12 protein-coding genes are annotated in these 25,021 nt (G+C 75.1%); 3 read left to right on the top strand and 9 right to left on the bottom strand.

Annotated elements, in window-relative coordinates; genetic code table 11:
* Positions 1-86: 86 nt before the first annotated feature.
* The gene (locus OTB20_RS04140) at positions 87-1,373 is read left to right on the top strand and encodes an MFS transporter (protein WP_267815226.1); all 1,287 of its coding nucleotides are present in this window, start codon (positions 87-89) and stop codon (positions 1,371-1,373) included.
* Positions 1,374-1,431: 58 nt separating this feature from the next.
* Here the strand turns inward: OTB20_RS04140 and OTB20_RS04135 are convergent, their stop codons facing one another.
* From OTB20_RS04135 to OTB20_RS04095, 9 genes are all read right to left on the bottom strand, one after another.
* A complete protein-coding gene (locus OTB20_RS04135) occupies positions 1,432-2,721 on the bottom strand; it encodes an MFS transporter (protein ID WP_267815225.1) in 1,290 nt (429 codons plus the stop codon).
* 11 nt (positions 2,722-2,732) lie between these two features.
* Positions 2,733-4,007 (bottom strand): alkaline phosphatase family protein, encoded by a 1,275-nt coding sequence (locus OTB20_RS04130; protein ID WP_267815224.1) that lies wholly within the window; start codon positions 4,005-4,007, stop codon positions 2,733-2,735.
* Positions 4,008-4,072: 65 nt separating this feature from the next.
* Positions 4,073-5,065: a galactokinase gene (locus OTB20_RS04125; RefSeq protein WP_267815223.1), complete on the bottom strand. Its 993-nt coding sequence runs from the start codon at positions 5,063-5,065 to the stop codon at positions 4,073-4,075.
* Positions 5,062-7,035 (bottom strand): class I SAM-dependent methyltransferase, encoded by a 1,974-nt coding sequence (locus OTB20_RS04120; protein WP_267815222.1) that lies wholly within the window; start codon positions 7,033-7,035, stop codon positions 5,062-5,064. Before OTB20_RS04120 ends, OTB20_RS04125 begins: the two co-directional genes overlap by 4 nt.
* Positions 7,032-8,207, bottom strand: a complete 1,176-nt coding sequence (locus OTB20_RS04115; protein ID WP_267815221.1) for a glycosyltransferase — start codon at positions 8,205-8,207, stop codon at positions 7,032-7,034. The genes OTB20_RS04120 and OTB20_RS04115 overlap by 4 nt, the downstream gene beginning before the upstream one ends.
* Positions 8,204-9,061 carry an alpha/beta fold hydrolase gene (locus OTB20_RS04110; RefSeq protein ID WP_267815220.1) on the bottom strand — a complete coding sequence of 286 codons (858 nt, stop codon included), beginning with the start codon at positions 9,059-9,061 and terminating at the stop codon, positions 8,204-8,206. Before OTB20_RS04110 ends, OTB20_RS04115 begins: the two co-directional genes overlap by 4 nt.
* 7 nt (positions 9,062-9,068) lie before the next feature.
* Positions 9,069-9,413, bottom strand: coding sequence for an acyl carrier protein (locus OTB20_RS04105; RefSeq protein ID WP_267815219.1), 345 nt, complete (start codon positions 9,411-9,413; stop codon positions 9,069-9,071).
* Entirely contained in the window at positions 9,403-14,040 is a 4,638-nt protein-coding gene (locus OTB20_RS04100; RefSeq protein WP_267815218.1) for a type I polyketide synthase, read from the bottom strand. Before OTB20_RS04100 ends, OTB20_RS04105 begins: the two co-directional genes overlap by 11 nt.
* Entirely contained in the window at positions 14,033-21,922 is a 7,890-nt protein-coding gene (locus OTB20_RS04095) for a type I polyketide synthase (protein ID WP_267815217.1), read from the bottom strand. The genes OTB20_RS04100 and OTB20_RS04095 overlap by 8 nt, the downstream gene beginning before the upstream one ends.
* Before the next feature lie 668 nt (positions 21,923-22,590).
* On the opposite strand from OTB20_RS04095, the gene OTB20_RS04090 reads away from it, so the two are divergent.
* Both OTB20_RS04090 and OTB20_RS04085 read left to right on the top strand, forming a co-directional pair.
* Positions 22,591-23,484, top strand: a complete 894-nt coding sequence (locus OTB20_RS04090; protein ID WP_267815216.1) for a LysR family transcriptional regulator — start codon at positions 22,591-22,593, stop codon at positions 23,482-23,484.
* Positions 23,485-23,615: 131 nt separating this feature from the next.
* On the top strand, positions 23,616-24,899 hold the full coding sequence (locus OTB20_RS04085) for a putative Ig domain-containing protein (protein ID WP_267815215.1): 1,284 nt from the start codon (positions 23,616-23,618) through the stop codon (positions 24,897-24,899).
* Positions 24,900-25,021: the final 122 nt, after the last annotated feature.

Raw genomic sequence — 25,021 nt, 5'->3', positions numbered from 1 at the left:
CAGGATCGTACGGCCCCCGCCGACCGCCGGGCCCACGCCGAAAATGCGTTGCCCCGGGCGGGGGCGGAGACCGACGATGACCCGTCGTGAGCACCTCCCGTTTCGCCTCCGTACTTCCCGACCTCGCCCCCTTCCGGTCCAGCCCCGACTTCCGGCTGCTGTTCCACCAGGGCACGGTCACCTATTTCGGCTCGTTCATGGCGATGATCGCGCTGCCGCTCCAGATCAAGCACCTGACGGACTCGCCGCTCGCGGTCGGTGCGATGGGCGCGGTGGAGCTGCTCCCGCTGGTGGTCTTCGGTCTCTACGGCGGCGCCCTCGCCGACGCCGTCGACCGGCGGCGGATGATCCTGCTGACCGAGGCCGGGCTCGGGGTGCTCGCCCTGGTCCTCCTGGTGAACGCGGCCCTGCCGAGTCCGCTGCTGTGGCCGCTGTACGTGGTCGCGGCGGGCGTATCGGCGCTGGCCGGACTGCAGCGGCCCGCCCTGGACTCGCTGATGGCCCGGATCGTGCCGCACGACCAGTTGACCGCCGCCGCCGCGCTGAACGGGCTGCGCTACCAGTTCGGCGCGATCGCCGGTCCCGCGCTGGCCGGTCTGGTCGTCGCCTACGCCGGATACGCCGCCGCGTACGCGGTCACCGTCCTCGGGTTCCTCGTCTCGGTCCTGCTGTGCCTGCGGCTGCGGCCGGCCCCGCCCCGACGGGACGCCGAGCGGCCCTCGCTGCGCGGGATCGCCGAAGGGGCGCGGTACGCGTGGAGCCGGCCCGTGCTGCTCGGCACGTACGCCGTGGACCTGGCGGCGATGATCTTCGCGTTCCCGAACGCCGTCTTCCCCTTCCTGGCGGACGAGCTCGACGCGGTATGGGCGCTCGGGCTGATGTACGCGGCGGGCGCGGTGGGTTCGATGGTGCTGGGGCTGACCAGCGGCTGGGTCTCGCGGGTACGCCGGCACGGGCTGCTGGTGGTGTGCGGGGCGGGGGTGTGGGGGCTGGCCATCGCGGCCGCGGGCTGGTCCGGGAGCATCTGGCTGGTACTGCTGTGCCTCGCGGTGGCCGGCGCGGGCGACATGCTCAGCGGGCTGGGGCGCGCCACGATCTGGAACCAGACGATCCCCGAGGAGCTGCGGGGCCGGCTCGCGGGCATCGAGGTGCTCTCGTACAGCGTCGGCCCGCAGCTCGGCCAGGTCCGCGCGGGAACGATGGCCGGCTGGACCGGCACCCGTGCGGCCTTCTGGAGCGGCGGTCTGGCCTGCGTGGCCGCGGTGGCCGCCCTGACCGCCCTGCTGCCGAAGCTGATCTCCTACGACGCGGACACCGACGAGGACGCCCTACGGCGCCGGGCCGCGAAGCAGCCGAGCGGAACACCGGCCTGACGGGAAGGCCCGGGACAGGGGCGGGGCCGGTCCGCCCCGGTGCCGGTCCCGGCCGTCCTCAGCCCTCGGGGCAGCCCTCCCCCGCAGCGGGGCCGCTCGCGAACCCGGTCGTGGCCAGGGCCGTTGTGGTCAGGGCCAGCAGTAGTCCGGCGGCCGCCGCGGCCAGCGCCGGGCCCGGGCCCCACAGGGTCCAGGCGGCGCCGAAGAACAGGGAGCCCGCGAAGCGTGCCAGGGCCTGCGCGGTCTGGAGGACCGCCAGCCCCGTGGTGCGCAGCCCCGGGGGCAGCAGCGGCGCGGCGGCGGCCATCAGGACCCCGTCGGTGGCCGCGTAGAACAGGCCGAGCAGCCCGAGGACCCCGAGGGCGAGCGCGGGGCCGGGCGGCAGCGGGGCCAGCAGCAGCAGGCAGGCGCCGAGCAGGAGCAGGTGGCCGCCGAGGAACACCCGGTGGCGTCCCACCCGGTCGGCGAGCCGGCCCACGGGAAGCGCGGCCAGCAGAAACACGGCGGCCGTGCCGACCGGCAGCAGCGGGAACCAGACGACCGGCAGGTCCAGGCGCCGCTGGAGCAGCAGGTAGAGGAAGGCGTCGCCGACGGTGAACAGGCCGAGAACGGCCGCGGTCAGGCAGAGCCGCCGCAGGCCGGGGATCCGCAGGAGGGTCCGGGCCGCGGGCGGGCCGACGGGCGGCGCGGGGGCGGGTGCGGATGCGGATGCGGATGCGTGGCTTTCGCGTACGAAGAGGGCGAGCACCACGACTCCCAGCACGGCGAAGCAGCAGCTCACGGTGAAGACGGCCGCGTATCCGTCGACGGCCGCCCACAGCACCGCGAACGCGGCCAGCGGGCCGAGCAGCGCGCCCGCCGTGTCCATCGCCCGGTGTACGCCGAAGGCCCTGCCCTGTTCCTCCGGCGGGCAGGACAGCGAGATGAGCGCATCGCGAGGGGCGGTGCGCAGGCCCTTGCCGGTCCGGTCGGCGGCGAGCACCGCCGCCACCGACCAGGGCGTGGCGACCAGCAGCAGGGCCGCCTTGCACCCGGCGGAGATCGCGTAGCCCGTGCCCGCGACGAGCTTGCGGCGCTGCGTGCGGTCCGAAACCCGTCCGCCCACCAGGCGCAGCAGCGCGGTGGCGCCCTGGTTGATCCCGTCCAGGGCGCCGAAGGCGAGCGGGGACATCCCGAGTCCGGCCACCAGGTACAGGGGCAGGACCGCGGTGACCATCTCCGCGGAGACGTCCGTGACCAGACTGACCAGGCCGAGCGCGAGCACGGTGCCGGGGACGGCCCGCAGGGGACCCTTCGGAGCCGCCGGTCCTACGGCGATGTCCGCGGCGCGGCTGGTCGACAGGTACACGGAGGCCTCCTTCAGAACCAGTTGAGGGTGAGGGGGAAGGTGGTGGTGGGGGTGGTTTGGGTGGTGTCGGTGGCGGTGGCGGTGATCTGGAGGGTTCCGGTGGCCCAGGGTTTGCCGGTGATGCGGCCGGTGGTGCTGTCGAGGGTGAGGCCCCAGGGGAGTCCTGTGGCGGTGTAGCGGACGGGGGGGTTGCCACCGGTGGTGGTGAGCTGGATGGTGCAGGTCTGGTTGAACTTGCAGGTCTGGGGGCCGGGGTTCACCAGCTTCAGATCACCGCTGGTAGGGGACGGAGTGGGGGTTGGGGTTGGGGTCGGGGTGGGAGTAGGCGTCGGCGTGGGTTCCGTGGCGCCGCCGAACACCTCGCTGATCGGCTGGACGTTGGCCGCGTTCCCCGCGTGCGTCGCCGTACCGAACAGGTCCTCGAAGGTGCGCAGCAGGTGGTGGTGGTTGAAGGCGGTCGCGTACTTGCCCGTCTTGACGTTCGCCCCGTAGAAGACCGTGGCGATCTGGTTGGAGCCCAGGTAGTTGTCCTCGTCCCAGGTCAGCACCAGCAGGCTGTTGTTGGCCTTCGCCCACTGCGCGTAGGCGTCGAGGCTGTTCTTCGTCCAGGTGTCGCCCGTGCCGACCGAGCAGGAGTGCATGTCGTTGCACTGGTTGGGCACCACGAACGACAGGTCCGGGAGCGCGGCGAAGTTGCCCTGGGGGAACTGGGCCCAGGTCTTCCCGGTGTTCAGCGGCACGTTCTTGAAGGCGAACCACGGGTTGTGCTTCTGCGCGTACTGGCCGTTGGTGCAGGCCGTGGAGCCCTCGGCGGGCAGGTCCTCGTTGTAGGTCGCGAAGGTCTTGCCGGCCGCGATCAGCTCCTGGCCGAGGTTGGGGGCGGTCATCGACTGCGGGGTGTAGCAGCTGTCCCCGGTGATGCCCTGCGTGGCGCCGGAGAAGAGGTTGAAGTAGTTCGGCTGGCTGGGGTGAGTCAGCGCCTTCATTCCGGTCAGGCTCGCGCCGCCGCCCGCGAGCTGGTTGATGTACGGGGCGTTGGCGCTGCCCATGACCTCGCCGTACTGCTTGTTCTCGTACACGACGACGACCACATGGGCGTACGCCGGCAGTGCGGACGCGGCCGGAGACGCCGCCGAACCGCTCTCGGCGGCCTGGGAGTTGGCGATGGTGAAGGCGGCCAGCAGGCCGAGCGCGCCGAGTCCGGCAGTCAGGGCGGACCGGTGGACCCGGTGTCTCGCACGAGCGGGCGCTGTCGCGCCCGGGGCAGTCGAGGGACGGATGGGCATGGGTGGTTCCTCCTCGTGATGGGTGGTGTGGTGCGCGGTGTCACGGCCCGGTGTCACGACCGGGGTCATGCCTCGCGCCGGGCCGCGCCGGCCACGGTGATGTTCAGGAACCGGGGTACGGGCAGCCCTCGGTCTCGGAAGTCCTCCGTGACCGCCGCCCGCACCGCCGTCAGCCGGGCCTCGGGCAGCAGCACCAGCACGCTCCTTCCCGGCCGCGGCCCTGGCGGCCAGGCGCTCAGGGCCCCGGCCCGTCGGGCGAGGTCTACGGCCCGGGCCGAATCGGCGGCACGGTCCCGCTTGCTGCCGGGGGCCGCCCGCAGGGCCAGCAGCACCAGGCGGGTCCCCGACCGGGCCGGGTCGAAGACCACGTACCGCTGTCGTTGCCGCCGTTGCTCCGGCCGGGGAGTTCCGTGGCCGAGCAGCAGGGCCCTGCCGGGTCGTGCGAAGAGGGCGCCCCGGCGCAGGGCGTCGTCGCCGTCAGGCAGCGCCCCGGCCATCAGCCGGGCCAGCCGCGCCCGGTCCGGGTCCTCGCCGGCCGGTGTGTGGACGTCGGCCACCGCGAGCGCCACCGCGCAGTCCGCGGCCTCCTCGGTGGCCAGCCCGGCGGCCGCGGTGAGGGAGCCCTGCACGTGCAGGTCGGTGCCGCCCCGCCCGTACCCGGCGCGTGCCAGCGCGCGCAGCAGGGCGTACGGCCGGGCGGCCCAGGCCGGGGTGTCCGGCGGCGGCCCGGACAGGGTCAGCGGCAGATCGCAGCCGTCCGCCGGGTGTGCCAGGGAGCTGAGCCGTACCAGGCCGTCGGTGCGCGGCGCCGCGGCGGCCGCCACCGGCCAGCCGGCCGCCGCGACGAGGCCCGGGGAGCCCAGGTGGAAGGTGTACGGGGCGCTCCAGACGGCGGTCGGGGGCCGGCCGTGCGCGGCTTCCAGGGCGTAGGCGACCAGGCGCAGGAGCGGGTCGGCGGTGGCCCGGCGGGCGAGGTCGCCTCCGGTGGGGGCCCCTGGGGCGGCAGCGGGCGCGGGGGTGGCGGGGCCGGGGCCGGTGGGCGCGCCGGGGCCCGTCACCGCTCGTCCTTGCGGGCCAGCATCCGGTAGGCGTTGCCGCCGTCCGTGCGCCGGGCCGCGGCGGTGCGCAGCCCGTCGAGCACCGCCGCGGCGGCGAAGCAGGGCAGCGCGGCCAGCCGTACGGCGCCGGTGAGGGCGCGTCGGCCGGGCGTGGCCGGGGGCCCCCAGGGCCGGTCCGGGTCGGGGGCCAGCCGGGTCGCGGTCAGGGCCACCGCGCCGAAGAAGTCGTTGCCCTGGTGGGCCGGCCCGTGCTCCTCGGCGAGCACGGTGAAGCCCCGGTCGGCCAGCGCCTCGCGCAGGTTCGCGGACGGGATCAGGTGCTGGTGCTGCGGCTGGAACCAGGGCAGCCAGGCCGGGCCGAGCAGCCGCGCCATCCGGGACTCGGGGTCGGGGAGTTCGATGGTCAGGTAGCCGCCGGGGGCGAGGACGGCGGCGGCCGTGTCCAGTTCCGCGAGCGGGTTCCGGGTGTGCTCCAGGTAGTGGTACATGCTGACCACCTGGTACTGGCCCGCCAGTTTCACCGCGAACTCCGGGAACTGGCCCTGGTGTCCCGTCTCCACCCAGCCGCGCCGCTCCGCCTCGCGTACCCCGTCGCCCATGTCCAGCCCGTCGAACCGGGTGTCCGGCCAGACGGCGCGGGCCGCGTTGCAGAAGTGGCCGTGGCCGGTGCCGACATCGAGCCAGGACGCGGGATCGGTGTAGGGGCGGAGCATCTCGGCGCGCCCCCGGTAGGCGGCGCCGAGCCTTCCGAAGACGGTGGCCGCGCCCTCGCCGCCGCGGCCGTCGTAGAAGTCGCGGTAGTAGAACTCCAGTCCCTCCGGGGAGAGCCGGGGGTTCTGGAAGACGTGCCCGCAGGCTCCGCACTGTTCCAGGGTGAACCGGCCGGGCTTCCCCTGGAGCAGGTCGGGCACCCGGACCCGGACGGACAGCCGCCGGGAGCCGCACCAGGGGCAGTCCGGCCGGCGTGCTTCGAGGAACCGGTCGGTCCCGGCGGCCAGGTCGGCCCGGTACGCCCGGGCGGCCCCGGCCCGTTGCGTGTCCCGCGCGGCCTCCCGTTCCGCGTCCCGCGCGGCCGCCCCGCCGTTCTCGGGCGCGGCGGCTCCGGGCCCCGGCGTACGGGCCGTCGCGGCGGCCGTGCGCAGGGCGGCGCCGAGGGCGCGTGCCGGCCGGGCGGCGGTGGCCCGGGCCAGGTCGGCGGGGTTCAGCGGGGCTCCGGGCAGGCCGAGGGCGAGGTAGGGCTGGATCCAGTACAGCCCCGCGGCGGCGGCCCCCCAGCGGCCCTGGCGTACGGCGACGCCCGCCAGCAGTGCCAGCCCCGCGAGCTGTGCGGCGGCGAGGGCCCCGGCGGGCAGCCCCTGGGCCCGTAGTTCGGCCGCCCGCTCCGGTCCGCCCGCGTCGGCCCGCGGTCCGCAGCTCAGGGCGGGTGCGATGGCCAGTCCCGTGGCGTCGGCGGCGTACTCCTTCAACCGCCGGGTCACCGCCATGAGTTCCGCCGGAGTGGGGTCGGGGCCCGCCGGGTCGGCCCCGGCCCCGGCCCGAGCGAGTACCTCTTCGGCGACGAGCACGGCGAAGCCCGCTCCGCGACCCTCCCCGAGCCGGTCCTGCCGGTAGCCGGCCGGATCGACCAGGCGGAGCAGGCCCAGCACCCGTTCGGCGGGCAGGTCGCCCGGCAGCAGGTCCAGTACCCGCAGCCCCTCCCGGTCGGCGTGCGCGCAGGCGCTGAGGAAGGTGGCCGCGTCGGGCTCGACCCCGTCGGCGGTGAGCAGCCGCCAGCCGGCGGCGCGTGGCACCCCGGCGTCCGTGGGCGCTGCCAGGGGCAGTACCGGGATCGCCCGCAGCCGGCGGGCCGCGCGCACGGTGCCCGCGCCGAGGGCGGCGAGCAGGACCGCGGAGGTCCACCGGACCCGGGACAGGAGCAGGGGCACGGAGAGGGGGGTCGGGGCGAGGGCAGGGAACGGGGAGCGCGTCACAGGAGTTCCTCCAACCGGTCGGCCGCGGCGGCGGCCCCGCCCGCCGCGGCGAATGAGGCCTGGATCCGCCGGGCGCCCCGGCGGTGGCAGGGTTCGTCCAGTACGGCCGTGAGCGCGTCGCGCAGTTCCTCGGCCCTGGTCCTGCCGAACCGCACCCGTACTCCGGCCCCGGCCTCCACGACCTGCCGGGCGACGATCGGCTGGTCGTCGCGGATCGGGGCGACCACCAGCGGCAGTCCGTGCGCGAGGGCCTCGCAGACGGTGTTGTGGCCGCCGTGGCAGACGACCGCGTCCAAGTGCGGCAGCAGCTCCAGCTGAGGCACGCTCTCGCGCAGCAGTACGTTCCCCGGGGCCGCCCCGACCAGCGGCGCGGGCGCGGCCAGCACGAACTGGACGTCTGCGCGGAGCCGTTCGGCGGCGCCCAGCACGGCCCCGTAGAACCGGCCCCCGGCTTCCTGGTTGAGGGTTCCCAGGGAGACGAGGACCCGCCGCCTGGCCGGGTCCAGCCGTTCCCAGGGGAATCCGGGGGCGGGTGGCCGGGCTCCGAAGGCCGGGCCGACGAAGGCGAAGTGGGACGGGAACTCCTTTTCGCCGCCTACGAGTTCACGGCTGGAGAACACCAGGACCAGCCGCTGCGAGAACCGCGGGTCCCACACCTCCTCGGCCGGCCCGGGGCGGGCTCCGCAATCCGCCAGCAGTCCGGCGATCTGTGCGTCCACCCACTCGCCGACCTTCGGGAAGTCCGCGAAGGGCAGGGTGAGTTCGGCCGAGGTACTGGCGGAGGTCACCCAGGGCACCCCGAGCCGCCGTGCGGCCACCGGTCCGGCCAGGGCCTGCTGGTCGGCGACCAGCACGTCCGGCTCGAAGGCGCCGACCGCCCGGACCACGCCTGGGACCATCGCCCGGGCCAGGGGCACCAGCGCCTCTTCCCACAGGAACCGCAGTGCTCCGACCCCGCGCAGATCGCGCCAGCGTGAGTGCAGCATCGCGTAGTCGCCGCCCGCGTCCTCGCCGGCGGGCAGGATCCGGGCGTGCTCTGGCAGCAGCCGGGACAGCGCCCCGGCCGGGCCGGTCCAGGCGACCTCGTGTCCCCGGGCGGCCAGTTCGGCGCCGACCGCGACCGTCGGATTGACGTGCCCCGCCAGCGGCGGCACGGTGAAGAGCACCCTCATGGGACCAGCGCTCCCGCCCACGACCGCACCGCCGTGTCCGCGGGGGTGAGCGTGGCCGCCTCGTCGAGGTGGGCGAGTACGGCCGCTCGCAGCGCTCCGCTGCTCTCCTTCAGCACGTCGTGCCCCAGGCCCGGCAGGATCTCGATCGAGGTGACGTGCGGGGCGTGGCGGACCAGTTCCCTTGCGCCAGGCACCAGTTCGGAGTGCTCGCCGCAGACGATCAGGACCGGACAGCGCAGGCCGCCGTAGTCGGCGGGGGTGAAGGTGCGGCTCGCCGCGATGTCGTCGATGAGCGTGGTGCGGTTGAGCAGGTCGTCGGCGATGGCCGTGAGGTTGGCCGCCTTGCGCAGCCGCAGCGTGAGCAGCTCGGCGGGTACCGCGCTGTCCTCCAGGCTGAGCGCGGCCGCCGACAGGGTGTCCACCATGTTGTCCACCCAGGCCCCGCTGAGCGGTGGTTCGAGCAGGGTGAGCCCGGCGACCAGATCGGGCCGGGCGAGGGCGGCGTGCAGCGCCAGGGTGCCGCCGTAGCTGTTGCCGACCAGGTGGACCGGGCGGTGGCGGAGGCCGAGTGCGCCGAGCAGGGCGAAGAGGTCCCGTACGGCGGTGCGGCTGTCGTAGCCGGTGGCCGGCCGCTCGGTGCGGCCGTGGCCGCGCAGGTCGTAGAGGAGCACCTCGTGCCCGGCGCGGGCCACCGGGACCGCCAGGGGGCAGTAGAAGGAGGACAGGTTGTCGACGACCAGTCCGTGCAGGAACACCACCACCGGGCGGTCGGCGGCGTCGGGGCCGGCCGCGCCCGTGCTGGCCGGGAGCTGTTGGACGTGGAAGCGGACGTCTCCCGCGGGAACGAAGGCCATGGCGGGGTCAGCCGTCCGATCCGGGTGCGGCGGCTGAGGCGGCCGCCGGGGAACGGGCGGGGGAGGCGTGGCTGAGGGAGGCGTGGGTGATCCGCCCGATGTGCGTGACGAGTTCGCCCACGGACATGGCGAGGATGCCGTCCATGTCCTTGTCGGAGAGGAAGCCCATCAGGTCGACGTCGGAGCCGTAGCGGTTGTGGAGCAGTTCGGCGAGGGCGACGAACTCGATGCTCTCCAGGGCGAGGTCCTCGTTGAACGTCGTCTTCATCGTGACCTCGTCCGCGAGGAGGTGTTCGTCACCGACGATCTCCACGAGCATGCCGGTGATCTCGGCGAGGATGTCAGCTGCCATGACTGGTCTCCGTGAGGTGGGAGGGGGCGGGGGACGGGCTCGTGGGAGGGTCGGTCCAGGCGACGACGTGGTCGAGCGGGCCGTCCGCGAGCAGGGTGGTGCGGACCGGGTACGGGTGCCCGTCGGGGGACAGCACCCGCAGCTCGCCGGAGTCCGGGTCACCGGCAACCCGCCAGTCGCGCGGGCGGCCGCCGAGTCCGGTTCCGGCGGCCTTGGCCGACGCTTCCTTGGCGCACCACAGGGCGGTGAGCGCGGCCGGCAGTCCGGTGCCCTCCTGGGCCGCCAGCCGCTCGGCGAGGCCGAGTTCGCCCGGCACCAGGGCAATGCGGATGAGCGCGTCCGGATCGGTGGTCACCGGCTCCACGTCGATGCCGACCGGCCGGTCGGGGTGGGCGAGGGCGACCGCGATCCGGTCCTTGTGGGCGATCGTCAGGCGGATGCCCCCGGCCAGGGCGCCCCCGGCGACGGGCCGGCCGGCCGGGTCGTTGCCGATCGGCACCTCGGCGGGGAAGACGGGCCCGGCTCCGCCGTCCCAGAGCAGGTGCCGCAGCGCGTCCTTGGCGGCGATCCGGCCCAGCAGCCAGGGCGCCCGGGCGCGCGGCGCCAGCCGCTCGTAGGCCGTGCGTTCGGCGGCGCCGAGGTAGCGGCGCATGACGAGCTCCTGCGAGGCGGGGTCGGTCCAGCGGCGCCGGGCCAGGCACCAGCCCTCGGGGCGGGGTTCGCCGATGCCGCAGACCTCGGGGGTGAACTTCATCGGCCAGACCCGTTCGTCGGCGCCGAATCGGCGGTACGTCCAGCCGTCGATCCGGGCCCATACCCGGCCGTCGGCGCGGAGCAGCTCGATGTCGCCGCGCACGGTGACATCGCGCACCTCGCGGATCCGGGCCGTTGCCTCCAGGAGCTCGTACGGGGCGGGCGGGGGCCCGGAGAAGCGGATGCCGTCCACGGTGGCCGGGAACACCAGCCGGTCCACGGGCAGCCTCAGCTGCATCCAGTGCCCGAACAGCTGCCCGGCGGCGTCGAGCAGCGCCCCCGGGTCGGGCAGCGCCCGCAGTACGCCGCGGATGCCGTCCGAGCCGACGGCCCGCACCTCGTGCACCCCGGCGAAGCGGGGGCCGTGGAACATCCACCGGTCGCGGTAGAGGGCCTCGGCGCTGACGGGGGCCGGCTGCGGCTCGCGCAACGGGGTGGGATCGGGCCCGGGCAGGGGCCCGTACCGCTCGCCGAGCAGCACGGTCACCTCCGCGTACTCCCCGAAGGTGACGCGCATCCGGCCCGGCCCGGCGGCCCGTACGGTGACCTCCAGTTCGAGGGCCGGTTCCACGGCGAGCCAGCGCAGGGCCCGCACCCGGTCGTAGCCGATCACGGCCAGTCCGGGCGGTGCGTCGCGCAGCGCGGCCTCCGCCGCCAGCTCGAGCATGGTCGTCATGGGGACGACGGGGAACCGGTCGGAGTCCTCCGTCCAGCCGTCGGGCTGCAGATAGACGCAGTGGTCCCGTACGTAGGGCAGCGCGGCCAGCGAGAGCCGCAGGGTGTGCCTACTGGCCTGGATCCCGGTCTCGCTCCCGGCCCGGCTCTCTGTCCGGCTCCCCGTCCGGCTCTCGGTGGGATCCGCGTCCAGGGCGGAGAGCAGGACCGGCCGGGGGTCCGCGGCCGCCGCCGGAACGGGCGGGGTGGTGGTGACGGCGCCGGCCGGGGAGGTGGCTTGTGAGAGGAGGCCCGCCAGGGTGGTGCGCGCCGTCTCACCGAGCCGGACCAGCGGCGAACCGAGGTCCAGGAGCACGCCGCGTCCGGCCGTGGGCGGTACCAGGCTTGCGTCGCCGGCCCGTTCCGGGTCCCCCGTCCCCGCGGCGGCCAGCCGGTCCCAGCGCGGGGCGTGGCCCTCGGTCCACAGGGCGGCGCAGGTGCGCCGCAGGGCGGCGAGGCCGGAGAGCCGGGGTGAGGAGGCCGCCACCGAGAGGTGGGGGCGCTCGCGCAGGGTGTCCTCGACGAAGCCCGGAAGGCTGCCCGGGCCCAGGGTGACGAAGCCGCGGACGCCCGCGTCCTCGTACAGCCGCAGTGTCAGCTCGCGGAACCGGACCGGCTCCAGGAGATGGCGTACCACGAGCTCGCGCACCTCCTCGGGCTCCGGGGGGAACAGCGCACAGGTGGTCGCCGACCAGAGGGGCAAGGTCCCGGCCTGGAGCGGCAGACGGCCGAACGCGGCGCGGACCTGTCCGAGGTAGGGCTCCCACATGGGGGTGTGGAAGCCCGAACGGAAGGGGAGTTCCTGACCGATGACCCCTTCGGTCTTCAACCGTGCGAGGGCGGAGGCCACTTGGCCGGGGGGCCCGCAGATGACCGACTGGTGGGGGCAGTTGTCGTGGCTGACCACCACCCCGTCCAGGCCGTGCAGCGCCGCCTCCGCCCGCCGGGTTCCGCACCCCAGCGCCGCGTAAAGCAGATCCGGCACCTTCACCGAACCGGGTCGCAGCGAGTCGAGGAAGGCGTCGGCCGCGTCCTGCCGGTACATCCCGGCGGACACCATCGCCGCCCACTCCCCCAGGCTGTGGCCCGCCAGCACATCGGCCTCGATGCCGAGCTCGGGCAGCACCCGGGCGAGGAAGCGGCCCGTGGCGATGGCGTCGAGGGCCCGCTCCGTCAGCTCTTCGCCTCCGCTCAGCCGGGGCCGCTGCAGCCCGAGCCGGTCCGCCACGTCGTCCAGTACAGGGGCGAACTCCGGCTCCAGCCCCGGGAACAGGAACGCCACCCGGCCGCCCAGCGGCTCGGGCGTGAACCACACCTCCCCGCGCCCGCGCCAGGCCCGGCCGCGCGCCACCACCTTCGCGGCCAGCGCGAGCCGTTGGGGCGTGGGTCCGACGACGGCGAGCCGGCAGGGCCCGTCCCCGCCGGATGCCGGGCTGCCGGCCGCCAGTCGGGCCGACAGCTCCGCCGCGCCGGAGGCCGCCAGCAGGAGCACCTCCTCCCGCGCGGGCGCCCCCACGGGCTCGGCCGGGCCGCCCAAGGGCAGGAAACGCCTTACGGGCGCGGCCGGTCGCGCGGGCGCCGTCCGGCCCGAGGGCGCGTTCCGGTGCCCGGCGCCGGGAGCCTCCTCCAGCACCACGTGCGCGTTGATCCCGCCGAAGCCGAAGGCGTTCACCCCCGCCCGGCGCGGCTCCGGACCGCGTTCCCACGGCAAGGCCGCCGTCACCGGCCGCATCCGGGTCCGCGCCAGGTCGGGGTGGGGCTCCTCCAGGTGCAGGGTCGGCGGCAGCACCCCTTCGTGCACCGCGAGCGCGGCCTTGATCAGCCCGGCCATGCCGGAGGCCTGCATGGTGTGCCCGAGCATCGATTTCACCGAGCCGAAGGCGATCGCGTTCCCGGCCCCGATCTCGTTCCCGGCCCCTATCTCGTTCCCGATCCCGCTCTCGTTCCCCATCTCGCTCTCGTTCCCGGCGCCGGTTCTTGTGCCCCCACCCGTCAACGGGCCGAACACCTCTGCCAGGGTGTGCAGTTCGGCCGTGTCCCCCACCGGGGTCCCGGTGCCGTGCGCCTCCAGCAGCCCCAGCGCGCCGGGCGCCCGCGGATCGAGTCCCGCTTCCCGCCAGGCCCGCTCGAGCGCCCGTACCTGGCCCGCGACGAGGGGGCTCATCAGGCTCGCGGCCCTGCCGTCGCCGGCCACGCCGGTACCGCGGATCACGGCGTAGATCCGGTCGCCGTCCCGCTCCGCGTCGGCCAGCCGCTTCAGCAGCACCACCCCGGTGCCCTCGGACAGCAGGGTTCCGTCGGCGCGCCGGTCGAAGGGCCGGATCCGCTCGCTGGGGCTCAGGGCGCGCAGCTGCGTGAACACGCTCCACAGGGTGGCGATGTGGCAGTGGTGCACGGCCCCGGCGATTACCGCGTCGCAGCGCCCGCCGGCCAGCAGCCCCACCGCTTGGTCCACCGCCAGCAGCGAGGAGGCGCAGGCCGCGTCCAGGGTGTAGACCGGTCCGTGGAAGTCGAGCCGGTTGGCGGTGCGGGCGGCCGTGAAGCTCGGTACGAGCCCGATCGACGCGTCGGGCCGTTCGGGACCCAGGGCTTCCTGGAAGGCGGAGCGCACCGCGGCGATCCGCCGCTCCCCGAGCTCGGGCGCGAGCTCCCGCAGGGTCTGCGCCAACTGGTGAGCTGTACGCACCCGTTGATCGAGCCGGGCGGTGGCCACCCCCATGAACCCGCCGCGCCCCAGCACCACCCCGATGCGCGAACGGTCGGCCGGCAGGCGGCTCTCGCCGCCCGCGTCGGCGATGGCCTCGGCCGTGGCGTGCAGGGCCAGCATCTGATCCGGTTCGGCCCCTTCCACGGTGGCGGGCATGATGCCGAACCGGGTCGGGTCGAAGGCGGCGAGCCCGTCCACGAAGCCCCCGCGCCGGCAGTAGAACCGGTCGCCGGAGACCGGTCCGGTGGCACCGTCCGGGTCGTAGTACACCTCGGGGTCCCACCGCCCGGGCGGGACCTCGCCGATGCAGTCCGTGCCGGCGAGGAGGTTGCGGCGGTACGAGGCGAGGTCGGGGGCGCCCGGGAACACGGCGCCCATCCCGACGATCGCCGCGTCGGTGGGACGCGGGCCGCGGTGACGCCGCCCCTGCCCCTGGCGTTTGCGGTCAGTCACGCCGCTCAGTCCCCTCGTGGCCGCCGGCCGCCATCAGGACCACCTGTACGTCGGTCCCGTGCGCGAGTTCGGCGAGGAAGGCGGCGCTGCCCGCGTCCGGGTCGATGAGCGCGATGCCGCGGCGGGCATAGGCGCGCGCCAGTTCGGGGCCGACCATCCCGCCCGCCTCCGCGGCCCAGGGCCCCCAGTCGACGGACAGCACCCGGCCGGGGAAGTTCTCCGCCCAGATGTGCGCGAGGCCGTCGAGGGCGTCGTTGGCGGCGGCGTAGTCGCTCTGTCCCCGGTTTCCGTACACTCCCGCCACGCTGCCGAACAGGGCGAGGAAGCGGGGCGCCGGCGCCGTGCCGTGCTCGGCCGCCGCGGCGGCCAGGTGGCGGGCGCCGGTCACCTTCGTGGTGAACACCTCGGCGAAGGCAGCCGGCTGCTTGTCGCGGAGAAGCCCGTCCCTCAGGGTCCCGGCTCCGTGCACGATGCCGTCCAGCCGGCCGTGGCGGGCCCGTACCGCGGCCACGACGGCTCGTACCGCCTGCTCGTCCGTGACGTCCGCGCAGTGGTAGCCGACGGATGCGGCCACGGTCGCGAGGGATGCCAGGGTGGCCCGTACCTCGCGCTCGGCGAGGATCCGCGAGGCCGCCGCCTCGATCTCCGCGGGAGTGCGCAGGCCGGTGGCGATCAGTGCGGCGCGCAGGGCGACCCGGTCGGCGGCGTTCCCGAACTCATCCCCCTCGGCAGATGGTTGAGGGGTACGTCCCATCAGCTCTACGTGGCATCCGGTGGCCCGGGCCAGCGCGAGCGCGATCCGGGCGGTGATCCCGCGGGCCCCGCCGGTGAGGAGGACCACCGAGCCCGCATCGAGGGGAGGCGGCCCGTCGCCGGGGACGAGCCGCGCGGGTACCGGCCGGCGGGTGACCCGCAGCCCCTCGGCGGTGTACCCGACGGAGGCGTGGGCGGCGGGGTCCTCGACGGATACGGAGGAGCCGGTGGGCGCCGCCGGTTCGCAGCTCAGCTCTGCGAGGAGCTGCGCCGCGATCCGCTCGGGGTCCTCCTTGGGGTGGACTTCCACGGCGCGGACGAGCCGGCCGGGGTACTCGAGGGAGGCGCTGCGGGCGAAGCCGTGCATTCCCGCTCCGGCGGAGTCGGCGCGGGCGGTGACCAGGAGGAGCCGGCGCACACCGCCGGTCAGGGCCCGTCGCAGCCCCGGGAAGACGTCGGGCAGGACGGGCGCCGCTCCCGGACTCAGTGCGGACAGATCGAGGACCGCGTCGAACCCGGCTTCGGCCTCACCGAGCATCCGTACGTCCGCGCCGTGGGTCCGCAGCGCCCCGGTGATCGCGGTCCCGACGCCGTGGCCATCCCCTACGATCCCGATCCGCAGCCCCCGCACGACCTCCGGATCACCCGGCGCGGGCGGCAGTGCGTGCAGGTCCACCCGGAGCCGGGCGAGGGCGGGCGGGGCCGCCGCCGCCGCCGTGCCCGTCGTGGTAGTCGCCGTGAACGCCGTGGTCGCCTCCGCGGGGGCCGGCGGCCCCGGGCGGGCGGTGTGGCCCCAGACCCAGTCCACGATCCCGCGCAGGGTCTTGATCCGGGACAACTCCTCGATCGCGGACTCGGCGGAACCGCCCGGATCCTGGGGCAAGCCGATCCGGTCGGCCAGGGCGCCGATGATCTCGACCCGCTTGATGGAGTCGATGGACAGGTCCGCCTCCAGGTCCAGGTCGGGAGCGAGCATGTCTCGGGGGTACCCGGTCCGGGTGTGGACGATCTCCACGATCACGTCCATCACCTCCTCCGCGGACCGCGACCCCCCACGAACCTCGCCCACACTTCCGCCGCCGCCGACCCCACCCCTGGTCAGGCCGTCCTCATGGACGACTCCACCGGGCATCCCGTTCCCATGGCCCACGCCACCGGGCATCCCGTCCGCACGGGCCCCTCCAGGCATCCCGCCCACATGCCCGTCGCACCCGGGCAGACCGCCGGCACGGGCGCCGCCACCGGGCATCCCCTCCCCCTGGTCCGCGCCGCCGGGCATACCGCTCCCACGGCCTCCACCCCCGGGCGGCCCCTCCCCGCGGACCTCGCCACCGGCCAGCCCGGAAACGGGGGCCCCGCCGGCAAGCGCCGCCCCGCCGGGGCCCGAGTCCCCGTCTTCGCCGCGGGCTGCGGACCAGGAGGGGTCGGCGCTGCCCGCCGGAACCACACCGACTGGCCGGAACGGAGCCGAGGCCGTGTCCGTGAACACCCCCGGGGCCTCGACGTAGTCCGCGGACCAGGAGCCGGCAGCCCCTGCCGGCAGGCTTCGGCCGTCCGGCCGGAGCTCGGCCCGCAGGACGGACGGAGCTGCGCCCTGAAGCAACTCCGGTGCGCTCCCCGGACCCTGCGGGCCCGCCGCCCCCTGTCCGGCGCCGCGCCCCCGGGCCACCGCCACACCCTGCGGGTCCGTTCGGCCAGAGCCTGCGCCGAGTGCGGGGAGCGTGGCCGGGGCCGTGACGGCGGGGTGCCGGGCCGGGGCCGACCCGGGCCAGGGCCACGCCGTCACCGGGGACCCCAGATAGCCGAGCAGGACCTCCCGCTGCGCCTGGACCAGCTCGCGCGAGCCCCGGAGGTACTCCAGGACCGCCTCCGTACGGTGGTCGGCGGCGGCCGCACCGGCGCGCTCCACCGCCGGCTCGAAGTACCCGCCCGCCCGGTCGGCGGCCGGGTCCCCCGACGGCTCGAGACCTCCCCCGGCGAAGCCGTTCGCAGCCTGGACGGGGCGGCCGACCGCGCCCCCGGCGGCCGGTCCGGCCATCGACTCAGCGCTGCCGAGGAGGGCGGGCTCCCCCTCGGCAGCCGGAACCCCGGCCCGGCCGGTACCGAAGTGGGCGACCGCCTGCCCAACCGCCGTGCCCCCCACCCGGTCGAAGCCCCCGGCCGAGCCGCCCTCGTCCGGCCCGCCGACCGGCAGCCGGTCCCCGCCCACAGCGGCATCCGCGGTGCTCCCGGACATCGCGGGTCCGCCCTTCACATGGGCCGCCGGCGGGTCGAAGTCCCCGCCCGGGCCGCTGCCGTTCGTCGGCTGTGCCATCTGCTGGGCTCCCTTTCGTTCGGGTACCGCGATGTGGACCCGCCGGGCCGGGCGGAGTCCGCCGGGGACGGGGTTGCCGTCGGATGTGCGGACCAGGTGGCCGTCCACCAGCCAGCCCGGGCGCCGCGGAGCACGCTCGGGGAGGCGGGTGGACCGGCCGCGGAACAGGGCATCCGGATCGACCGGAACTCCCGCGGCCGCCAGCTCCGCCAGGGCCGTGACCAGGCGCAGCAGTCCGTGCTCGCCCGGCACGTCCAGCGGGACCACCGTGTGCGGCCGGTCGTGCAGGATGCGGCCGACCAGGCCCGACAGGACCCGGCCCGGCCCGGCCTCCACGAAGGTCCGGACCCCGGCCGCGTACATGTGTTCCACCTGCTCCACGAACCGGACCGGCTCGGCGACCTGCCGGGCCACCAGGTCCCGTACCTCCCCGGCGGTCACCGGGTAGGGGGCGGCCGTCGTGTTCGACCAGACCGGGACGGCCGCGTCGGACAGCTCCGTCCCGGCGAGCTCCTCGGCGAGGGCCGCGCCCGCCCCCGCCACGACCGCGCTGTGGAACGCACAGGCGACGGGCAGCGGGTCCACCGACAGGCCCGCTTCCCTCAGCGCGGTCACCGCCTCGGCCACGGCGTCGGCGGGACCCGAAATCACACACTGCCGGGGTGCGTTGTGGTTCGCCACCACGCACCCGGCACGCGCGGCGATCTCCCGTACCTCCTCCGGCGGGGCGGCCACCGCCGCCATCGATCCCGGATCGGCGCCGGCCGCCGCGACGATGGCCTCGGCCCGGTGCGCACTCAGCCTCAGCAGACTCCCGTGGTCCCATACCTCCGCCGCCCACAGTGCGGTGAGCTCGCCGTACGAATGTCCGGCCACGCAGTCCGGCCGTACGCCCAGCTCCCCCAGCAGCAGGTGCGCCGCCGAGCCCGCCAGCCCCAGGGCGGGCTGGGCCACCCGGGTGTCGGTGACCGCGGCCCGCTGTGCGGTCCGCCCCTGCGCGGTGAAGGCCGCCGGGGGGAACATCGCGGAGACCACCGCGTTCGGCGCCGTGTCCAGCAGTTCCCGCAGCCGGGGGAAAGAGGTGAACAACTCTCCCATCATGCCGGGGCGTTGACTGCCCTGGCCGGGGAAGAGGAAGGCCACCTGTCCGGGTTCCACCGACTCCCCCCGTAGGTGGACCCCCGCGCCCGCGGTGAAGGCCCGCGCGTTCTCCAGCCGGGCCGCCAGCTCGTCCAGGTCGGCGGCCACGACCGCGACCCGTACCGGGCCGGAGTCGGCCGCGGCCTCGGCGGCGAGGTCCCGCAGCGCCCATGGACGCCCGGCCGCGTCGTTCTCCTCCAGCCTGGCCGCCAGCCGGGCCATCGCCCGGCCCGCCGCGCGCCGGTCCTGGCCGCGGAAGCAGAACAGTTCGGCCGGCCATTCCTCCCGTCCGTGCCGGGGTTCCTCGGCTCCGGCGTAGCCGGTCAGCACCGCGTGGTAGTTCGTGCCTCCGAACCCGAAGGCGCTGACCCCCGCGATCCGCCGCTGCGCGGGCGCCGCCCAGGGCCGGGCCTGAGTGTCGAAGAAGAACGGGCTGGTCTCCGCGCTCCAGGACGGGACCGGTGCGTCGAGGTGCAGGGTCGGCGGCCGTACGCCCGAGTGGACCGCCCGCACCGCCTTGATCAGTCCGGCCAGCCCGGCCGCGCACTTGGTGTGCCCGATCTGGGATTTCACCGAGCCCAGCGCGCAGGCTCCCGCAGCGGCGCCCGATTCGGTGAACAGTGCGTTCAGTACGGCCAGTTCGGTGGTGTCGCCAACCACGGTGCCGGTGCCGTGCGCCTCGATCAGGCCGACCTCGCCGGGGGATATCCCGGCCCGCGCGTAAGCCCGGTCGAGGGCTCTGCGCTGCCCCTCGGGCCGGGGCGCGGTCAGGCCGAGGGAGCGCCCGTCGCTGGCGGATCCGACCGCCTTGATCACGGCGTACACGCGGTCACCGTCCCGTTCCGCGTCGGCGAGCCGCTTCAGCACGAGCGCTCCCACCCCCTCTCCGAGGGCGATTCCGTCGGCGGCCGCGTCGAAGGGCCGGCAGCGGCCTCCGGGGGACAGTGCGCGGACGGAGGAGAACAGCAGGTAGTCGTTGATGCCGTTGTGGACGTCGGCGCCGCCGCACAGCACCATGTCGCTGTCCCTGTCGCGCAGTTGGCGGCATGCGAGGTCGAGTGCGGCCAGCGAGGAGGCGCAGGCGGCGTCGACGGTGCAGTTCGCGCCGCCCAGGTCCAGGCGGTTGGCGACCCGGCCCGCGATCACGTTGGCGAGGACACCGGGGAAGGAGTCCTCGGTGAGTCTCGGCAGCTGCTCGTCCAGTTCGGGCGGGAGCTCTCCCAGGTATCCCGGGTACAGCGCGCGCAGCCCGTACGCGCCCGCCAGCTCCGTGCCCGCCTCCGCGCCGAACACGACGGAGGTCCGGGAGCGGTCGAACTCCCGGTCCTTTCCGTACCCGGCGTCGGCCAGGGCCCGCGCCGAGATCTCCAGGGCGAGCAGCTGCACCGGTTCGATCCCGGCCAGCGAGGCGGGCGGGATGCCGTGCGCGAGGGCGTCGAAGGGCACCGGTCCGAGGAAGCCGCCCCAGCGGGACGGGGTGCGTTCGCCCGCGCGTGCCGGGTCGGGGTCGAAGTGGATCGCCGGGTCCCAGCGTTCGGCCGGCACCTCGGTCACCGCGTCGGTTCCCGACAGGATCCGTGCCCAGTAGGCGGCGAGGTCCGGTGCGCCGGGGTAGGCGCATGCCATGCCGACGACGGCGACGTCCAGCGGCTCGGGCCGATCCGCGGGCGCCTCGGCCGCCGTCTCGCCCTCGGACTCCGGGCCGGTGAGTTCCTGGGCCCGCTGCCGAAGCAACTCGGTCGCACCGTCGGTGACTTCGGTGTGCAGGGCGGCGATCGTGGTGGTCCCGGAGCGCAGGGTCGCCGCCTGGCCGATCATGAACAGGCCCTCGGCGTCCTGCTGTTCCTCTCCCACGTGCTCCAGTCCGGAGCCGTCGGGGCCGCGCCGCAGTCCCTTGCTGGCGATCCGGAGCCTTCCCAGATTGAGCCGCTCCAGCTCCTCCCACACCTGGCGCGGCTCGGCCCCGCCCTCCGCGAGGCGTACCCGGGTGGCCTCGAAGGTGTCCACGTACGGGGTGACCGCGCAGCGCGTGGCGTGCCCGGGCGCGGTGTGCAGCAGTACGGTGTCCGCGCATTCCAGCGCCGCCCGCTGGAAGCGGGGCAGCACCGCGCCCGCCGCCACCGCCTCCTCGGTGAACAGGTAGGCGGTGCCCATGAGCACGCCGATCCGTGCACCCCGTTCGGCCAGCGGCGCTGCCGCGGCGGCGGCCATCGCGGCGGAGCGCGCGTCGTGCACACCGCCCGCGAACAGCACGTCCAGCGCGCCCGGTTCGGGGCAGGACAGCAGCAGCTCGATCTGCTCCTCCCACAGCGGGAACGAGGCGCGCGGCCCGACGTGGCCCCCGCATTCCAGCCCCTCGAACACGAACCGCCGTGCTCCCTCGGCGAGATACCGTTCCAGCAGCCCCGGCGAGGGCACGTGCAGATGGGTCCGGGTCCCGGCGGCCTCCAGCGGGGCCGCCTGCCCCGGCGTGCCGCCCGCGATGATCGCGTGTGGCGGACGCACCTCGGCGACGGCCTCCAGTTGCTCGGCCCGCAGTTCGGCCGGGGCGAAGCCGAGCAGGCCCACCCCCCAGGGCCGGTCCCCGAGCCGTTCGGCGGTCTCGGCGAGGAGGCGGCGCACCTGCGGCCCCTCCATGACGGCGAGCGCCAGGTAGGGGATGCCGCCTGCGGCGGCCACGGCTTCGGCGAAGGCCGCCTGGTCGCTGACCCGGGTCATCGGCCCCTGCGCCACCGGGAGCGGCCGCCCCGGGCCGTGGCCGCCCCCCAGCGGGCGGGCCCGTACGACGGCCGTCAGATGTCCCACGACGGCCGACCGAATGCCATGGAGGATACCCCCGGTCGTCCGGTAGCGGGCGGCCAGCCGGGCCGCCGAGGCCCCGTCCTGCCCGACCGGAAGCAGCTGCGTCCGCAGGTCCCGGGCCCCCAACAGGCCGGCAACCGGACCCGACGGCGGGGTCAGATCGGGGCGCGCGTACACCCGGTGGCCCCGCACCACCCTGGTTTCGGATCCGTCCATGGCCCGTACGGCCGAGGCCACTTCGGTGGGCAGCCCGGCCTCCCCCTCGGGCGTGAGGGCCAGTTGTACGTCGACCACCACCCCGGCGGCTCCGCCCGCGACTGCCGCGGCCGCCGTGTGCGGCCCGATTCCGCCGTACGCCCGCACGGGCACCGCGGACGCGGGTTCGGAGAGGAGTTGTTGGAGGAGTACGAAGGTGGTGGTCCCGCCCACCCGGCCGCCTGCCTCGTGCCCCTTGGCCACGAGCGCCTCCACGCCGGCGACGACAGCGGCCTCGGCCCGTACCGGATCGGTGATCTCGGCCCATACCCGGGGCCGTCCGGCGGCGGCCGCCCAGCCGGCCACCCCGTCCGGGGTGTGGGTCGCGGGGTCGCAGAGCAGCACGGTGTCCACCTCGGGCGCCAACTCCCCCGGTCCGATCGGGCAGCCCGCCGGCACCCTTACCCCGTAGCGTCCGGCGCCGAGGCGGCGGGCGACCTCGGCCATGGCCCGGCGCGCGGCCCCTGCGTCCCGGCCGAGGTCGAGCAGGCCCAGGGCGCCGGCGCGCTCCGCGGCGGTGACGATCCGCGGATTGGGCTCCTCGAACGGGCTGACCGCGACGACGAGGTCGCGGTCGGTGGCGCGGAGCCGCCCGGGCCGGCGTGCGGGGGCCGGCATCTCCGGCGACTCAGGCGACTCGAGCCGCTCAGGCCGCTCGAACGCCGACGGCGTAGGCGAAGGCCGCCCGGGCCGCCGGGGGCGCGAAGGGCGCGTGGTCCGTGGAGCCGGCGAGGGCTGCTGCGCCGGCAGGGCACGTGGGGGCTGGGGGGACGGCTCGGGCTGGGGGGACACGGGCGCTCCTCTTCCAGTGCGGTGTGACATGGCGCAGTGCAGAGCGAAGACGGCGGGAAGACGCTGGGGAAACCGGCGGGCGCAATGCCCTCCGAGTGCGATCCGAGGTGTGCGGCGCGCGAAACGGCCGGGCGATCCGGCGGGGCAGGGTTGAACTTTGGTCAAATTCCCTGCTGCCGCGATGCATCGTGCGGGGACGACCCCGCACTGTCAACGGCCAACCGGAGCAGTCCACTTCGCGGCCCGGGCGGCACGCGCCCACCCGAACCGCCCCCCGGCGACGCCACCGGCACACTCCCGCCGACGCCGTGGCCTGCGATGTCGCGGCCCGGGCGGCCCGGCCGCGGCCGACCGGCCGACGCACCACAGACGCGCGGGTCATGCCGCATGGGTATGAGTTGTCACCGGCCCGGCATGAACGCCTTTGCGAAGTCTGGGGGTTGTTCACCCGACGCGCTCTTACAGGTACACCCTTGCCCGGTTACCGTCCGGTCATGACCCCCACCCTCGCCCAGCTCCGCTACCTCGCCGCCGTCGCGGACTGCCGCTCCATCACCGGCGCGGCGGCCTCCGTGTTCGTCGCCCAGTCAGCCCTGTCCCGGGCCGTGCAGGCCATGGAACGCGACCTCGGCGTCGATCTGCTCGCCCGCCGGGGAAGGGGGGTGGACCTCACACCGGAAGGGGCCCGGGTCGTCCGGCTGGCCCGTACCGTACTCGACGCGGTGGAAGCCATCGATGACATCGGCACCCCCCACGGGCCGGGCGCCAGGGCCGTCCTCTCCCTGGTCACCACCCCCACCCTGGCCCTCGATCTCGCCTCCGAGCTGGTCCACACCTTCACCGAGCGGCACCCCGGCCTCGATGTCGGACTCCACCAGTACGACAGCCGCGAGGCCGTGGTCCAGGAACTGACCCAGGGCAGGGCCGAGCTGGCGATCGTGGATCTGCCCGTCGACAAGGAACTCTCCACCCACCACATCCAGGAGCGCGAGGTGGTGCTCGTCTCGCCCGTCGGCTCCCAGCTGCCCGACCCGTTGCCGTTCCGCGCGCTCGACGGGCTGCCGATGGTCCTGCCCACGCCCGGTACCGGCCGGCGCACCGAACTGGAGGCCATGTTCAGCTGTCTGGGCGTGCGCCCGGTGCCCTGCCTGGAGGTGGACGAACGCCTCGGCTGGGTGACGGGGGTGACCGACGGCCGCGGCTCCCTCATCTGGTACCGCGACGTCGTCTCCAGAGCCTTCGGCAGCAGGGCGGAGAGCCGTTCCTTCACCCCGCCCCTGCTGCGCCTGGTGGGCCTTGCGCACGCCCGCCGGCCGCTGAGCCGCGCGGCCCGCGCCTTCATCGCCCACGCCCGGCACAAGGCACCCGTACGCGAACCCTCCCGGTGACCACACCCCGGGGCCGGCCGGCCCGAAGGCCCCTCCCGACGGCCGTACATGCCCGTCCGGCATTGAACGATGCTCGAACGGGAAGCGGTTGGCCCTGGCGTCGACACCTGACACCCCCTCACATAATGGGCATGCTCCCACTACCCCTCACGCCCCCACGGGCCGCCGCCCTCGCCGCCGCGGCCCTCGCCACGATCCTGCCGGCCACGGCCTGGCTGGCCGGACCCTCCGCCGGAACCGCCGGCGCCGCCGCAATCCTGCCCGCGTCCGCACCCCTGACGGGCGTCGCCGCCGCTCCCGAGCGCAAGTGCACCCTCCCCGCAGGACTGGCCGAACTCAGCGGGCTCGCCATGAGCCGCAAACACCCCGGCGTCTTCTACGCCGTCAACGACAGCGGGAACACCAACCAGGTCTTCGCCATCGACTGCAACGGCGCCACCGGCCGGCTCAGGGCCACGTACACGGTCTCCGGAGTGGGCAACACCGACTGGGAAGGGCTCGCCATCGGCAAGGATTCCTCGGGCGGCCCCGCGATCCTGGTCGGCGACATCGGGGACAATTTCGCCGGCCGCGCCGAAATCACCGTGCACTCCTTCGCCGAGCCCGACCAGCTCGCCAACGCCTCGGTGACGCCCGTGACGTACCGCTTCGCCTACGCCGACGGAAGGCACGACGCCGAATCCCTGCTCGCCGATCCCGCCACCGGACAGATCTACATCGCGAGCAAAGTCATCGGAGCGGCAGGCCAGTTGTACCAAGCCCCGCCGTCGCCGGTGCCCGGGCAGCTCGGCACCCTGACCGCGGTCCGGCCGGGCCCCGTCTTCGCCACCGACGGCGCGTTCTCCCCGTCCGGGGCCTCATACACCCTGCGCAGCGGCGGCCCGCTGGGGGCCAATACGGCCTCGGTGTACGACACCGCGGGCACCAAGCTCGCGGACGTGGCCCTGCCCGCCCAGGCGCAGGGCGAGACGGTGACCTACGCCGACTGCACCAGCCTGCTCGTCGGCTCGGAGAACGACACCCAGATCTGGCGCGTCCCGCTGCCCCCGGAGGCCGCCCCGGGCTGCGGCGGCACGCCGACGCCTACTCCCACGCCCACTCCCACTCCCACGCCGACACCGACACCCACCCCTACTCCGCCCCCCACCGGCGGTGATCTGAAGCTGGTGAACCCCGGCCCCCAGACCTGCAAGTTCAACCAGACCTGCACCATCCAGCTCACCACCACAGGAGGCAAACCCCCCGTCCGCTACACCGCCACAGGACTCCCCTGGGGCCTCACCCTCGACACCACCACCGGCCGCATCACCGGCAAACCCTGGGCCACCGGAACCCTCCAGATCACCACCACCGCCACCGACACCACCCAAACCACCCCCACCACCACCTTCCCCCTCACCCTCAACTGGTTCTGATGCGGACGCCGACCGCCAAGTGCGGTTGGCCCCGTACCGGAAGGACCAAAGGCCCGTAAACCCGCACGGTCCCGCCCCCCACCCCCGAACCCCCATTCGGTAATAGCCAAACTGCGCCCTCA

The sequence above is a fragment of the Streptomyces sp. H27-H1 genome (assembly GCF_026627445.1).
In the GTDB taxonomy this organism is placed as follows: Bacteria; Actinomycetota; Actinomycetes; order Streptomycetales; family Streptomycetaceae; genus Streptomyces.
This window is presented reverse-complemented; position numbering and strand designations above follow the sequence as displayed.